This window comes from Helicobacter brantae (assembly GCF_003364205.1).
Lineage (GTDB): Bacteria > Campylobacterota > Campylobacteria > Campylobacterales > Helicobacteraceae > Helicobacter_G > Helicobacter_G brantae.
On the sequence record NZ_NXLV01000006.1, the window covers coordinates 48,433 to 63,369 of the forward strand.

At 39.6% G+C, this 14,937-nt stretch carries 11 protein-coding genes and 1 tRNA gene; 4 read left to right on the forward strand and 8 right to left on the reverse strand.

Annotation, left to right across the window (positions count from 1 at the left end; all coding sequences use genetic code 11):
• Position 1 precedes the first annotated feature (1 nt).
• From CQA58_RS04505 to CQA58_RS04520, 4 genes are all read left to right on the forward strand, one after another.
• A complete protein-coding gene (locus tag CQA58_RS04505; RefSeq protein ID WP_115569535.1) occupies positions 2 to 427 on the forward strand; it encodes a Sua5 YciO YrdC YwlC family protein in 426 nt (141 codons plus the stop codon).
• The gene (locus tag CQA58_RS04510; RefSeq protein WP_115569536.1) at positions 427 to 684 is read left to right on the forward strand and encodes an RNA-binding S4 domain-containing protein; all 258 of its coding nucleotides are present in this window, start codon (positions 427 to 429) and stop codon (positions 682 to 684) included. Before CQA58_RS04505 ends, CQA58_RS04510 begins: the two co-directional genes overlap by 1 nt.
• Positions 681 to 1,454: a diaminopimelate epimerase gene (gene dapF, locus CQA58_RS04515; protein WP_245942766.1), complete on the forward strand. Its 774-nt coding sequence runs from the start codon at positions 681 to 683 to the stop codon at positions 1,452 to 1,454. Before CQA58_RS04510 ends, dapF begins: the two co-directional genes overlap by 4 nt.
• A 195-nt stretch (positions 1,455 to 1,649) precedes the next feature.
• Positions 1,650 to 2,051 (forward strand): type II toxin-antitoxin system PemK/MazF family toxin, encoded by a 402-nt coding sequence (locus CQA58_RS04520; RefSeq protein ID WP_115569537.1) that lies wholly within the window; start codon positions 1,650 to 1,652, stop codon positions 2,049 to 2,051.
• A gap of 718 nt (positions 2,052 to 2,769) precedes the next feature.
• Here CQA58_RS04520 and CQA58_RS04525 read toward each other — a convergent pair.
• From CQA58_RS04525 to CQA58_RS04560, 8 genes are all read right to left on the reverse strand, one after another.
• Positions 2,770 to 6,750 carry an autotransporter outer membrane beta-barrel domain-containing protein gene (locus tag CQA58_RS04525; RefSeq protein ID WP_147288602.1) on the reverse strand — a complete coding sequence of 1,327 codons (3,981 nt, stop codon included), beginning with the start codon at positions 6,748 to 6,750 and terminating at the stop codon, positions 2,770 to 2,772.
• 340 nt (positions 6,751 to 7,090) lie between these two features.
• Positions 7,091 to 7,165: transfer RNA gene (locus CQA58_RS04530), tRNA-Asn, on the reverse strand.
• A 53-nt stretch (positions 7,166 to 7,218) separates the two neighbouring features.
• The gene (locus tag CQA58_RS04535; protein WP_115569539.1) at positions 7,219 to 8,133 is read right to left on the reverse strand and encodes a radical SAM protein; all 915 of its coding nucleotides are present in this window, start codon (positions 8,131 to 8,133) and stop codon (positions 7,219 to 7,221) included.
• Positions 8,133 to 9,155 carry a uroporphyrinogen decarboxylase gene (gene hemE / locus CQA58_RS04540; RefSeq protein WP_115569540.1) on the reverse strand — a complete coding sequence of 341 codons (1,023 nt, stop codon included), beginning with the start codon at positions 9,153 to 9,155 and terminating at the stop codon, positions 8,133 to 8,135. The genes CQA58_RS04535 and hemE overlap by 1 nt, the downstream gene beginning before the upstream one ends.
• 8 nt (positions 9,156 to 9,163) lie before the next feature.
• Positions 9,164 to 9,673 (reverse strand): YqhA family protein, encoded by a 510-nt coding sequence (locus CQA58_RS04545; protein ID WP_115569541.1) that lies wholly within the window; start codon positions 9,671 to 9,673, stop codon positions 9,164 to 9,166.
• Complete coding sequence (locus tag CQA58_RS04550) at positions 9,673 to 10,698, reverse strand: aspartate-semialdehyde dehydrogenase (protein WP_115569542.1); 1,026 nt, start codon at positions 10,696 to 10,698, stop codon at positions 9,673 to 9,675. The genes CQA58_RS04545 and CQA58_RS04550 overlap by 1 nt, the downstream gene beginning before the upstream one ends.
• A 9-nt stretch (positions 10,699 to 10,707) precedes the next feature.
• On the reverse strand, positions 10,708 to 13,125 hold the full coding sequence (ppsA, locus tag CQA58_RS04555) for a pyruvate, water dikinase (protein ID WP_115569543.1): 2,418 nt from the start codon (positions 13,123 to 13,125) through the stop codon (positions 10,708 to 10,710).
• A gap of 165 nt (positions 13,126 to 13,290) precedes the next feature.
• Complete coding sequence (locus CQA58_RS04560) at positions 13,291 to 14,853, reverse strand: inorganic phosphate transporter (protein WP_115569544.1); 1,563 nt, start codon at positions 14,851 to 14,853, stop codon at positions 13,291 to 13,293.
• Between the last annotated feature and the right edge of the window lie 84 nt (positions 14,854 to 14,937).

The following is a 14,937-nucleotide window of genomic DNA, read 5'->3' on the forward strand; positions in this document are numbered from 1 at the left end:
AATGCTTTTTTTGGCTCAGAGTGATACCACAGCAGGATTCCTCTCCCAAACTCCCCAAGAGATTAATCACGCTAAGGGGAGAGAGGGAAAAGAGGTTTTAATCGAGGTAGATAGCCTAGATACACTCAAAAACTTTGTAAGAATCCCCCAAAGACACAAAACCCTAGTGCGAAGAGCCAAAAAAACGACTTTCATCTATCCCAATGCCAAAGCCCTAAGAGTGGTAAGAGATGAGAAGCATTTGGAGTTTTTACGCCACTTTAAAGCTCTGTATTCCTCAAGTGCCAATCCTTCAGGAGAGGGGTTTTCTCTTGAATTTGCATTGCAAAGGGCAGAGATTATCATCGAGGATAGCAGAGGATTTTTTGAGGACACGCCCTCAAAGATTTACAAACTCAATACAAAAACCCTAAAAAGGAGAAGATAATGAGGATTGATAAATTTCTCAATAGTACCAATATTCTCAAACGCAGGAGCGTAGCTCAAGATATGTGTGAGAGTGGTGTAGTCTTTGTCAATGATAAGGCAGTCAAAAGCAGTAAAGAAGTCAAGGTGGGAGATATCATCAAACTTGTTTATCTCACACACACCAAAAGCTATCAAATCCTAGAGCTTCCAAGCACCAAAACTATCCCCAAATCAAACTCTCATCTCTATATCAAAGATTTAGGAGAAGGACAATGATTGAGCTAGAAAAATATTCAGCAAGTGGCAATGATTTTCTCATCACTCACACCCTCCCCTCCTCTCTCAACCCCCAAGAACTTGCTCTAAAGCTCTGTGATAGACACAATGGAATCGGTTCAGATGGGTTAGTCCTACTCAAATCTCACTCACAATATGCGTATGAATGGGAGTTTTATAATAGTGATGGCTCAAAGGCTAGAATGTGTGGGAATGCAAGTCGTTGTGTGGGATTGTATGCCTTTCTTCACTCCATTGCTCCAAAATCTCATCGATTTCTTAGTGGTGCAGGAGTGATAGAGGTGGCAATCACTTCAGAGAGCTATCCTTATAGGGTTTCAAGCAATTTAGGGGCTTACAAAATCTTTGCACTCAACCAAAATGATGGCTGGGATTTTTTCGATACAGGAGTGCCTCATCTTGTCAAATTTATTGAGGAAGAAGAGGAGTTTGAGAATTTTTGTATCCACACAATGAGGGATTTAAGAGTGCAATATGATAGTAATGTTAATATTGTTTTCCCCACACAAGAGGGATACAAAGTCAAAACCTTTGAGCGAGGAGTAGAAGATATTACCCTAGCTTGTGGCACAGGGATGGCAAGTGTGGTGGCTTCACTCTATGAGAGAGGAGAGGTCAAAAATCATCAAGTCAAGCTTATCCCTCCTTCAGGAGAATGTCTTACCTTTGAGATACACAATCAAGAAATCAGCTTTGAGGGAGAAGTGAAAAAAATCGCAAAATGCAGTGTCAATGAAAGTGAGATTTAACAAGCAAAAATTTTAGTAAATCTCCTCCAAGAGAAAACTTCTCTCTTGTAGCCAAACCCTGCAATACCCCTCCACCACCTCTCAAAAATAAGTGCTTTCTTCTCTTACTCCTTGAAAAAGTCTAGTTTTGATAACCTAATCTTTTAAAAATTAAAATCATCTTTTTTGATAAAATCTAAACCATAGGAGCAAAAAATGCAAGAGAAGAATTTTGATGAGTGGAATGAGGTCAAAAAAGATGTAGATCAACGCAAGAGTGATAAAAAGATTATCATTGGCAAAATCTATTGGTGCAATGTAGGAGTCAATGTGGGAAGAGAGGTTTATGGCAAGGGGAGTAAATTTGTTCGTCCTGTGCTGGTGCTAAATGTTTTACCCAATGGGACATTTCTAGGTGTGCCACTTTCTTCTCAAACCAAAAACAAGGCGGGATTTATGTTTTATAAGTTTGAGGACTCTAAGCAAAAAACCCAAGTGGCATTATTGGCACAAACTAGAATGTTTGATATAAGAAGGAGATCGGATTATTTCTCATCAGTAGATACTCAAACACTTAAAAATATCAAGGAAAAATATAAGGAATATATTGTGAGATAAATACCCCCGCACATAAGACGGGGAAACCTTTGTGATAAATCACTCCAGCCAGATTCCAATCTCTTGGGAGAATGGATTATGAGAATATTATACACCCACTTGGCAAATATGGAAGAAATCTCCTCACTTCCAAATACCAAAAAGAGTCTTGCTCTCCTTAGAGAGATAAGGAAACTCTATATAATTGACACAAGATAGAAGTTTCCTTGGAAATAGAGCTTTTATGAGAAGATGATAATGACTAAAAGGAGATTTCTCATAAAAAGCATAAAACTCTGTGATACCTCTACTTTGAGAACCCTCTTTAATCTCTCATAGAGGTATCATCAAATCTTATCCAAGAGAAACTCTCTCTTGTGGCTAAACCCTGTAATACTCCTCCACCATTTCAAAGAGGGCTTTTATACCCTCTTGCAATAGGCTAGGGGAAAAACTTTGTGATACTTCCTTGCTTAAGCTAAAGAAGTATCAGCAAATCTTTCTTTGGAGCAAGGAATCCTTGCTCCATATGTCAAAACCACAAAAAACAGAGCCTTTTTAAGACAAAATCTCAATAAAGGAGTAGGCTCTGTGATACCTCTATCTCCAAGAAACCCTCTCTAAAACTCTTGAAGAGTAGAGGTATCAGCAAACCTACTGCTATCTATGATAAGCTCTTTTGATAAGGGTTTATTTTCCACCCCTTTTTTTCTCCCACCCCCTTTTCTATCCTCATATCCTAGAAACTATATCTTGCTCCAAGATTAAACTGCATAAAGGTTCTTTGCTTATCTCCAAAGCTCTTTTCCACATCGATATACATTCTAGCCCCCTTAGTTAGCTCAATATTACTTCCTACATTTAGCACTGCTCTTCCATTGCTCTCTACTTTATCAAGTTGAGTGATTGTCCCTCCTACTCTTCCACTAGCCTCAGAGTTTCCTCCCTCAATATAGTCATACTCATAAGAAGCTCCTACATAAATACTTGCAAATCCTTTATCAGTAGTGAATTTCTTCCCTAGACTTGCTCCGATTCTGCTTCTTAGAGTGAGGATACTATCTTGTCTAGCTTGAAGATCTGCAAAAGTATTGCTTCCATTAAAGACTGCACGATTGAAATCGCTTTGATTGAAGTATCCAAAAGCGACTTCTACTTGAGGATCAATATACCAACTTCCTTTTTCACTCTCACCAAATTTATAGCGATACCCAAACTCATCACTTAGCACCATTGCAAAGTTATTGGTTTCACTCATTCTAGTAGGATCTGTGCTAAAAGAGAATTCACTCATAATGTAATCAAACTTAAAAATAGTGTCATTATACCAACCACTATCAGCAACATAGGAGTTATAAAGCCCTACTTCAATCATATTGGAATTGACTTTATCAAGTGAAATACTATTGGTTGTAGCATTGATAGCATTCACTCCAATGGTATTGCCTTTTGTATTTGAAGTTCCATAAGCTAGGGCAATTCCCATAAAGTTTCTTGCATTCTCTCCTATGCTAAGTGAGTAGTCATATCCTGCTTGAGCTGTAACATAATCTGTCTTACTGCCAGAGCCAAAGTCATTACTCATATTTCCCCCAAAGACTCTAGCCCATACTCCATTACTATGCTCACTCTCTCGCAATTCTCCCATTCTTTTATTGAGAGAGTTGAAGTTGGCAAGGTAGAGATCATAATTGACAGCTAGAGCTGAACTTGCCACTTCTTGGTAAGATTGGTTGAGTCCCAAATCTCTGACTTGCCCTACAAAGTATTGTCCTGCTGTTTCACCCTCTGTGATTGTGGCTTGAATCATATTAACCCCAATCATACTCTCTCCAGCCACGACTTTTACTTGTCCATTTGCATTGCTCACATCAGCAACCATTACATTGCCCTTATCAGTTCTACTCGCATCATAGGTAATATCATAAACATCATTACCTCCCACAAGAGCAATAGTAGCCACTCCCTCTCCTGCTCCTGAAGCGTTATTGAACACAACCCTATCTGCTTCTTGTGAGCTGACATAGAGCTTAAATGTAGCTTCTCCTGTGAAAGTAGTTGCACTCAGAGTCGTTCTAGCATTTACATTGTTATCACTAACACTTCTAGCAAGTTTAGGCATTGGAGTTCCTGAGTTATTCACTCTTGCCAAATCTACCAAAGTATTTCCACTTGCATTAAGTGAAGTGATTGTGCTTGTTTGCCCCAAAGAGAGGGTAGCGTTATTGAGAGTGAGATTGATTGTATTAGAAGCTGAGGCATTGTCTAGTCCCCCTTTGGCATAAAGAGAACCATTATTGAGAGTGAGAGCAAGTGTGCTATTTGACATTGCATTGCTATCTCCAATCGTGTTTTCAATGGTTGTATTTCCTCCATTGATAGACAAAGAAGTATCTCCTTCTAGGCTAAGTGTCGAGATTGTGAGGTTGCCACTATTATTGAGGAAATTGTTTGTGGAATCATTTGTAAGATCAAGCACTCCAAAGGAATTGTTTCCACTACCGATATTGAGTGTGGCTGAGTTTGTCGCACTGCCTCCAAGAGCAATCTCAAGATTTGAAGCATTGAGATTATTGATAGTGGCACTGACTGCATTGGCTGTTGTGTCTAGGGTAAGGGCATTTATGCCTGTTGCATTAGCATTTGAAGTCAATGTGTCAATGGTTGTGGAGATGTTTTGCAAAGCCATTGATGTGCTTGTAGTGGCATTGAGGTTTAATCCTGACAATACTACTACTCCACCTTTGAGGGTTGAGTTTGCTGTGGTATCTCCATTTACATTAATAACCGAAGCTCCACTACTTGCTGTAGTCCAGCCATTTGTAGCAAGTGTAGTATTTTTAAGATTGATATTCAGTCCTTGTCCTGCTCCTACATTGATAGTTTCAGAAATCGTAGCGTTGCTAAGAGCTGTAAGATCTAGGGTATTGTTTGTAGAGCCATCTCCTAGAGTAATTGATTTGAGGGCAATTGTTGTATTGTTGCTAGTGCTATTTAAGATTTTTAGAGTAGAGACATAGTTTCCTACAAAACCCACTATAAGATTCTCGCCATTAGCAAGTTGATCAATCGTTGTGCTATTAGCTTGAGTTATTCCATTGATAATTAGAGTTGAAACCCCCAAAGTTCTTGCTTTGCTAGGAGTATAAGCTGTGAGAGTGGAAATTTGGTTTGTAGTGCCTTGAAGGGTGAGGGTAGAGTTAAGTCCTGAGAGGGTAAAATTATTTGCTCCATTGTTTGATTTGATAATATCTTTTTTGGTAAAAGTTTTAGAGTTGTCTCCCAAGATGACAACACTATTGCTTCCACCACTTGCATTGATGAAGCTATCAATTGTATTGATCCCATTTCCTTGAAAAGTTATTAGATTGCTCCCACAACTTTCACTCCTAATCTCTGTTTCAGCCTGAATTGAAGCATTTTGAGTGCCTTCAAATGTGATTCTATTTGTTTCTCTATCACGAGCAAACATCCCATCAAAACTAAAACTTCCATCACTAGCATTTGTACTGCTTCCTTTTAAAATAAGACTTCCACCCTGTTTAAATATAATTTCATTGAGTTGTGGATAATCTTGATTACTTAGATTCCTTGTTTGCCTTGCAATAAGTCCTCCAGAGTCAATAACTAATCGTGCATTTGCTTTTTTAAGATTGATTTGATTTCCAGCATAGTTAGAGTTTTCACTACCTTCTACGGCAATTCCTCTCTTGATTGTTAGAGTATCTCCTGAAAAATTAACAATATTTTTCCCATAATCATAATAATCTTCATTTTCCCCAGAATTGCTAACTAGTCTCCCTATCCTTGCATCATTATCTCGATTGAAATTGATGATATTTACTCCCCCTGGTTGTGCAACTACATCTCCATCAATAAAACTTACAACTTCAGTTTCGGGAGAAGTTTCACCAGCGTTAAAGTTGATGACATTTTCAGTTTTCATTCCTTCAGGATACCAAGTTCCTGAATTGAGTCCTCCATAGATTCCACCAGTTTGGAAGTTAAAAGTATTATTTCCCGCACCAGCAAACTCTCTATTTTTAGCTATATTTGAATCTGAATAAATATTTCCCTGCAATGATGCGTTGTTTTTGAAATTGAGAGTTGTATTGACAGCAGTATTATAGCCTAAAGAAAAATTGGCAAAAATATAAACATCTCCAATCATATCTCCAGAAAAATTGCCCTCAACTATATTTTTGTTTTCTCCAACTCCTGCTTCAATAGACAAATCTCCAACAAAGGATATATTTCTTACTCCATTATCTCCATTTGCATATTTTGTAACGCTGTTGAAATTTATTAATACTTTTCTTTTTTTAGAAGCATCATCATTCCAATTAGTGGGGACACTGCCAGTAAGGAACTGTATCTTCAATCGTCCTCTATCTTGCACAGAACTCCCAATCATTGTTGCAGAATCGCTTGTAAAAACAAATGTGGAATCAAGTGCAGAACCATTTGCCAAAACTCCATTATTGGTGGCATAATAACCCCCAGAACCATCCATCGCCTGATTTGTTGTGTCTCCAAAAGAAAAAATCCAATAAGGGCTATCTATGCCATTTACCACTAGCTGTTTAAAACCATCTGTTGTTTTCCAGCTTAACCCACCTCCTCCTCCCATTGCAACTATGGATTGCTCAATACCAAGTGGATTATATATGCTTAAAGAAGGGTTTGCACTTGCTACACTGAAGCCAAGAGCAAGAGCCAAAGAAGTGGCGATGAGGGGTTTGAAGTTAGCTTTGGAGAGAGAGGATTTTAGTTCCCCCCCCCCCTAGATAGGATTATCGCTTTTGTTTGTTTCATTTTTTCTCCTTGTTTGCGAAAGATTTTTCAAGATTTTATCACAAAATAAATGGAAAACAAATCAAAAACAAACAAAAAGTAACTATGGGGGGGGGGGTAGAGATACGCATTTTAGGGGGTTGAGAGGGATTGAAAAAATATAAAAAAAGCAAAAATCACACAATGATTAAGTAAAAATATCAAAAAACATAGCTAAAGAAAAGTGATAAGAAAAAAATGATAAGAAAAGGGATAGATAAAATGAATGGCTCCGGATGCAGGATTCGAACCTGCGACCAAGCGGTTAACAGCCGCCTACTCTACCGCTGAGCTAATCCGGAATAAGTAGCTCTGAATAATAAAAGCGTGATTATAAGAGAAAAAATAGATAATGTCAAGACTTTGGAGCAAAAAATTGCATATTTGCCACTTTTTTTATCATAATCTCCCCATTTTCTAGCATTTCCTCACATAGCTCAACCCCCTCAAAGAGTGTAGAAAACTCCTCTGTGCTGATAGGACGCTTTTTGAGAAGCTCCAAAATATCTTCTCTATCTAGCTTTACTCTCTTTTGTATATGAGCTTCTTTCCTTATAGGGATACTCACACACTGCCCTTCAAATGCCAAAGAAAGCTCTTGAAGTCTTTGAGGGCTTACCCCTTCTATGGCATAAGCTGGTGGGCGATCTAGTGTGCCTAAATCCACTCTATCCACTCCTACTTCTCTCAAAAATCCTGCGATATTTTGCATTTCTTCTAAACTATCATTGAGATTTTTTATCACTAGCACCTCTGCGACTAATTCTCCTTGATAGCTTGAAGCAAACTCAAGAATCCCACGCCTGATTGCTTCTATATCTAGAGATTTATTGGGGCGATCAAGTTTCTTGAAGCATTGAGGAGAGAAGCAATCAAATGAAAACTTGACGATATCAAACTCTCTTAGAGCTTTTTGCACTTCACTTCTGCCAAAGAGAGAGCCATTACTTAAAATAAGGGTTTTATATCTGCCCTCTGTGTGGTGCTTGATTTGAGTGATAAGCTCATAGAGATGGGGATAGAGTGTAGGCTCTCCATTGGCACTGAGCGTGATGACATCAAGGCTAGGCTGAGTAGATAGGATTTCAAGAAGAGGAGAGAGAATCTGCTCCACACTCAAAACCTCTTGCATACGCTCTACACTCTTTGCACCCCCTAGCTCACAATATAGACAATCAAAGTTGCATTGTTTTTGAAGTGGAGAGAGATCAATCCCCAAAGAGATTCCAAACCTCCTAGAGTGGATTGGACCAAAGATGATGTTTTGCATTAGCGTTTGGTTTTTTCTCGCACCAATTGGACTAGCTCTATGGCATTCTCTCTAGGAAGATCAGGAATCATTCCGTGCCCTAGATTAAAAATATGCCCTCTATCCTCATTCATCACTGATAGGATTTGCTCCACTCCCTCAAGCATTGCTTGGCGATTGTATAGCCTTGCAGGTTCAAGATTGCCTTGCAAGACATATTTACCTCCAAGCTTTTCTTTGGCTAGGCTCATTGGAGTCCCCCAATCCACACCAAAGACATCAAACTCTCCATCTAAATGCTCCAAATACGCTCCTACACCTTTGGGGAAAAGCATTACAGGGATATGAGGATATTGAGATTTTATAGCTTTAGCAATCTTTTTCATATACTCCCAACTGAAGTTTAGATACGCACTTAGCTCTAGTGCTGAAGCCCAAGAGTCAAACACCATTACTGCATTTGCCCCTGCCCTGATTTGCTCTCCTAGGTAGCTTACAAGCTCTTGAGTGATAGACTCTAGCAAGGCGTGGAGAAGTTTGGGGTTGGAGTAAAGCATTTTTTTGCTATGAGTGTAAGTCTTGCTTCCCTCTCCCTCTATCATATAGGTTGCCAAAGTCCAAGGAGAACCACAAAATCCGATGAGTGCCTTGTCTTTGGATAGCTTGGCTCGGATAGAACTCACTGCATCATAAACATAAGTGAGGTTTTTGTAAGCGTCTTTTTTGAGGGCTTTAAAATCGCTCTCGCTTCTTATGGTTTGGTTAAACTTTGGCCCCTCACCTGCTAGAAACTCTAGGGGCAACCCCATCTCTAAAGGCACTACCAAAATATCACTAAACAAAATTGCTGCATCAACATCTAAAATATCAATAGGCTGAAGCGTAACCTCTGTGGCAAGTTCAACATTTTTGCAAAGATCCAAGAAGCTCCCTGCTTTCGCCCTACTCTCTCTGTATTCGCTTAGATACCTCCCTGCCTGACGCATCATCCAAATGGGAGTATAAGGGGTTTTTTTGCCTAAGGCACTATCGATAAAAATCATTTATCCTCCTAATGTTTGCTGTCTTTATGTAGAAAATAAAGTCCCAAAGACAAGCCAAGTATTGAAATGGCAAAATAAAGCATATCAAGAGAATTTTTCATCCCCATATTTAGCACTTTTGAGAAAAACGCCACAATCAAAGCCATTACAATGACTTTGGCTAGTTTGTCTTTGAGCTGATCTAGGGTGTGGATTTCTAGCACTTTGGAGCTATGCTCGTCTTTGATTTCAATTTTGGCGATGAAAAGCTCATAGAGTCCAAAAGCAAAAATCAAAAGCACCACAGCAATAAGATAGAGATCAATTGCCATAATGATTGAGTTTAAAAGCACATTGTGAATATCTGCACCCTCCCCTAATAATCCCATATAATACTTATAAGTCGCTCCCACAGCTTTAAGTATATCCATACTTGCTACCAAAAAGAGCAAGATAGAGCCTACCATAGAGAGCAAAACTGCAAAGATGATAAAAAGTCTTGAATTCCATAGAAGTTTTTCAAAAAAATTATGTAGCATTAGCCCTCCGATTCTATCCATTTTTGTGCGATTCTTACTGCGTTTGTAGCTGCACCTACTCGCAATTGATCAGCTACGCACCAAAGGTGCAAAATCTTCTCATCAAAGTTATCCACCCTAATTCTGCCTACATAAGTTTGGTTGGTATCTGTGGCGATTGAGGGCATTGGATAAAGATTTTGCTCTAAGTCATCAAGCACGATGATATTTTGAGCATTTTCCAATACCTCTTTTGCCTTGTTTAAATCTACTTTGTTTTTGAATTTGATTGTGATACTCTCACTATGGCTTCTTAGCACAGGCACACGCACACAAGTGGCACTTACAGGGAAAGAGGCGTGCATTATCTTTTGAGTTTCATTGATCATCTTCATCTCTTCTTTGCTGTATCTATTTGGCATAAAGACATCAATATGAGGGATAAGATTGAGTGCGATTCTATGAGGAAATGCCTCACTCTCACAGCTCTCAAGCTCAAAAGCAAAGAATTTTTGCATCTGCATTACTAGCTCTTCCATTCCTCTTTTTCCTGCACCACTCACAGCTTGATAGGTGCTGACATCAACTCGCTCAATCTCAAAGGCTTGATGAAGTGGAGAAAGCACTTGCACCATTTGGATTGTAGAGCAATTAGGGTTGGCAATGATTCCACTCTCTCTCCACTTAGCTATGTCGCTTGGATTGACTTCAGGCACGACAAGTGGGACATTTTCTTGCATTCTAAAATGGCTTGTATTATCAATCACCACTGCCCCTGCTTTGACTGCACTTTTTGCAAACTCTGCACTCACGCTCCCACCTGCTGAGAAAAAGGCGATTTCCACACCCTCTTTCTCAAAAATATCACAAGTTAGCTCTTGGATTACCCACTCCTTGCCAAAAGCTTCAACCTCTTGCCCTGCACTCCTAGCACTTGCTAGAGGGATTATCCTCTCTATGGGGAAATTCTCTTCTTCCAAGACTTTAAGGAGCTCCTCTCCTACTGCACCACTCGCCCCTACGATAGCGATTGTGTATTTTTTCATATCTTCCCTTTAAAGAGTTTTTTCAAGTTTTAAGATTCTCTCCCAAGTGCTGAGAACTGAATCAGGATTGAGAGAGATTGATGTGATCCCCTCTTTTACCAAAAATTCTGCAACTTCAGGATAATCACTTGGAGCTTGTCCGCAGATTCCACAATATTTTCCGTGCTTTTTACAAGCTTGTATCGCTCGTTTAAACATCTCAAGCATTGCAGGATTTCTCTCATCAAAAATATGGCTGACAAGCTCACCATCACGATCTACTCCTAGAGTGAGCTGAGTAAGGTCATTTGAGCCGATAGAGAAGCCATCAAAAAGACTTAAGAATTCATCGGCTAAAATCACATTGACAGGCAATTCACACATTACATACACCTCAAGCCCATCTTTGCCTTGCTCCAAACCATTGCGTCGCATAATCTCTAATACCTTTTTACCCTCTTCAGGAGTTCTAAGGAATGGAATCATTACTTTAAGATTAGTTAATCCCATTTCATCTCGCACCATAGCTAGGGCTTGACACTCCCACTCAAAGGCACTGCGATACTGCTCTGAATAGTAGCGACTTGCTCCTCGATAGCCTATCATTGGGTTTTCTTCGTGTGGCTCATACTCTGTCCCACTTAGCATTCCACGATATTCATTGGACTTGAAATCACTTGTTCGCACAATCACAGGGTTGGGATAAAACGCTGAAGCAATCATTCCCATACCTTCTGCAATCTTTTTGATAAAAAAGTCTTTTGGCCCATCATAGCCACTGATGAGCTTCTCAATCTCAGCTTGATTTTTGACTTTTTTACCATTTTGCATATCCACAAGGGCTAGAGGGTGGGCTTTGATTTGATTGAGGATAATCATCTCCATTCTAGCAAGTCCGACACCATTATTGGGGAATCGTGCAAAATCAAAGGCTTTTTCAGGGTTTCCGATATTGAGATAAATCTTTGTTTTGGGTTGCTCAAAGTTGGATAGCTCAATAGTTTCTACCTCATAGGGGTGGATTCCATTATAGATATATCCCTCTTCTCCCTCAGCACAAGATATGGTTACATCCATTCCATTATAAAGTCGCTCTGTGGCTCCCAAAGCCCCTACAATCGTTGGCACACCGATTTCTCTAGCTACAATTGCTGCATGACAAGTTCTTCCTCCACGATTAGTAATCACAGCCGCTGCTTTTTTCATCGCTGGTTCCCAATCAGGATCAGTGTTGTCTGTTACTAGGATTTCCCCCTCATTAAAAGAGCTCATATGCTCAATATCATTAATCACCCTAACCTTTCCACTTCCAATTTTTCCACCGATTGCGATTCCTTTGAGAATCATCTCTGACTTATCCACAGGCTTTTTGAAGCGATATTTCTCAACCCTTTGTCCTCCACCTTTTTTGAGGGCTTGGCTTTGCACGGTTTCAGGTCGTGCTTGGACGATGAAAATCTCTCCACTCTCTCCATCTTTTGCCCACTCCATATCCATAGGGCGATACTCTCCTGCCTCTTTGCTGTAATGCTCTTCGATTAGCACAGCATAACGCGCAAGTTTGAGGATATCTTCATCACTGATTGAAAAACTATCATATTCTTTTTGAGTGGTGGGAATGTTTTTGGTGGGGTGTGAGCTTCCTTTGGGAGCATAAACCATTTTTTGGTGTTTATGTCCTAATTGGCGTTTGATGATAGGGCGTTTGCCCTCCAAAAGTGTGGGTTTGAAAACGATAAACTCATCAGGATTGACAGTTCCTCCCACGACATTTTCACCTAGCCCCCAGCTAGAAGTTATCAAAATCGCGTCTTTAAATCCTGTTTCAGTATCGATTGAGAACATTACCCCTGCACTTCCCTTATCTGCTCTTACCATTTTTTGCACCCCTACACTCAGAGCGACTTTGAAGTGATCAAAATCTCTTGAAGCACGATAGCTAATGGCTCTATCAGTGAAAAGTGAAGCAAAGCAAGATTTGACATAGTGGATAAGCTCACTTTGTCCCTTTACACTTAGATAAGTATCTTGTTGTCCTGCAAAAGAGGCATCAGGTAAATCTTCAGCAGTGGCTGAACTTCGCACTGCCACATCTGCCTCATCCATTCCATACTCATCGCTTAAGATTTTGTAGGCTTCCAAAATCTCATCACGCAAATCATTGGGAAGTGGTGTTGTAAAAATCAAATCTCTAATCTGTTTGGCTCTAACTTTCAATACATCAATCTCTGTGGTATCCACCCCCTCAAGAAGAGCGATGATTTTCTCTCTAATCCCTGCACTATCAAGCAAATACCAATACGCCTCACTTGTGATAGCAAAGCCATTGGGAACTTTGATGCCCACAGGAAGCAATTCTTGAAACATTTCTCCAATACTTGCGTTTTTCCCACCGACAATGGGGACATCTTTGTTGTTTAGCTCTTTGAAGAATTTGATGTATTTCATTTTCATCTCCGATGATAAATTTTGCAAAATCTCAAAATGATACTATGTTAATCTTCAGATTCTCACTCAAAAATAGAACTTTTATCAAAAGTTTGTTGATTTAAGAGGTGTTAATGTGTCTTTGAATGTAGGATAAAGTAGATTCCCACCCCCTAAAGACTTAGACTAGAAGCCAATCCAAATCAAAATATAATACAACCCTGCACCAAGCAGTGCCGAGCAAGGAACGGTGATGAGCCAAGAGGCGATGATTTTGTTGAGTGCACTTCTTTTGACTAGCTCATATTTATAAGCTTTTTTGAGTGTTTTTCTCTCTTTTTTGTCCAAGATATTGATTTCTTTTCTCTTGAGTGCCTCTAGGATTTTTCCTTTTCTCTTCATACTTGCTGAATTGTATTTTCTAAGAAATTCTTCGACTTCTTTTTCATCTTTTCCTGCGTGGGCTTGGATAATCATTTGTTGGGCTTGGAATTGCTTCTTTTGGAGATATTCTCTCAAAAATCCTACACCAAAAATCGCACCAATAGCAATATGAGTAGAACTCACAGGAAGCCCCAACTGAGAGGCGATAAGCACGGTAACTGCCGCACTCATTGCCACACAAAATGCTCTTTTTTTATCCAAGTCTGTGATTTCATTCCCCACGGTTTTGATAAGCTTTGGCCCATATAGAGCTAGTCCTAGAGAAATCCCTAACGCACCCACAACCATAATCCACAATGGCACAGGAGCCTTACCAGCAAACTCTACGCTTCCACTTAGCACTTGATTGATTGCAGCAAGTGGTCCGATTGCATTAGCCACATCGTTTGCTCCGTGAGCAAAGCTCAAAAGTGCTGCTGCAAAGACTAGGGGGATTGTAAAAAGCTCGTTTATGTCTTCTTTGGTATTTTGGATTTTTTTGGATTTGATATCTACTAAAGGCTTAATGATAAAAAACCCAATGATTGCCAAAATCGCACTGATACTCACAGCTACTCCCATACTCATAGGGAATATCTTTTTGAGTCCCTTAAGTATCAAATAAAGGGAAAAAGTAAAAACCATTAGAGTGATAAGGACTGGAACTACACGCTTAGCGGCTTGTTTTTTGTCATCTTTGTAAAGAATGGTTCTTTTGATGAAAAGCAAGAATATGACTGCAATCACTCCTCCAAAAAGTGGAGAAATCACCCAGCTCAGAGCAATATTCTTCAGCACTCCCCACTGAACGATTTCAAAGCCACCAGCTACAATCCCAGCTCCTAAAATCCCTCCTACAAGTGAATGAGTAGTAGAAACAGGAGCTCCTACAAAAGTGGCAAGATTGAGCCACAATGCACCTGAGAGCAACGCAGAAAACATCAAAACAAGGAAGATATGACTATCTGTAATCGCATCTTTGTTGATAATCCCTGATTTGATTGTAGAAACTACATCTCCTCCTGCAATAATCGCACCCAACGCCTCACAAACTGCTGCAATCACAATCGCCCAAAAAAGCGTAATTGCTTTTGATCCTACAGATGGACCTACATTGTTTGCCACGTCATTTGCACCAATATTCATCGCCATATATCCACCGATGATTGTCGCAAATACGAGCATAGAAGGGCTTGTAACATCTTTGACACTGAAGGCAAAAACTGAAATGGCAATGATGAACAAAACCACAAGCCCAACTCTTAAACTTTCTCTCTGTGTTGACTTTGTCGCTTTTTCAAGCTCTTTAAAGTCTTTGATATCCATAGGATGTCCTTGTTGTGTTAAGTTAGGGTTTTTCAACCCGATATAATCATAACAAAAGGCTTATATATTTTTTGATAAAAACTC

Coding starts and splice junctions, on each gene's coding strand:
- CQA58_RS04550 (WP_115569542.1), bottom strand. CDS start 10,698: ATGAAAAAATACACAATCGCTATCGTAGGGGCGAGTGGTGCAGTAGGA.
- CQA58_RS04535 (WP_115569539.1), bottom strand. CDS start 8,133: ATGCAAAACATCATCTTTGGTCCAATCCACTCTAGGAGGTTTGGAATC.
- CQA58_RS04545 (WP_115569541.1), bottom strand. CDS start 9,673: ATGCTACATAATTTTTTTGAAAAACTTCTATGGAATTCAAGACTTTTT.
- dapF (WP_245942766.1), top strand. CDS start 681: ATGATTGAGCTAGAAAAATATTCAGCAAGTGGCAATGATTTTCTCATC.
- ppsA (WP_115569543.1), bottom strand. CDS start 13,125: ATGAAATACATCAAATTCTTCAAAGAGCTAAACAACAAAGATGTCCCC.
- CQA58_RS04560 (WP_115569544.1), bottom strand. CDS start 14,853: ATGGATATCAAAGACTTTAAAGAGCTTGAAAAAGCGACAAAGTCAACA.
- hemE (WP_115569540.1), bottom strand. CDS start 9,155: ATGATTTTTATCGATAGTGCCTTAGGCAAAAAAACCCCTTATACTCCC.
- CQA58_RS04520 (WP_115569537.1), top strand. CDS start 1,650: ATGCAAGAGAAGAATTTTGATGAGTGGAATGAGGTCAAAAAAGATGTA.
- CQA58_RS04510 (WP_115569536.1), top strand. CDS start 427: ATGAGGATTGATAAATTTCTCAATAGTACCAATATTCTCAAACGCAGG.
- CQA58_RS04505 (WP_115569535.1), top strand. CDS start 2: ATGCTTTTTTTGGCTCAGAGTGATACCACAGCAGGATTCCTCTCCCAA.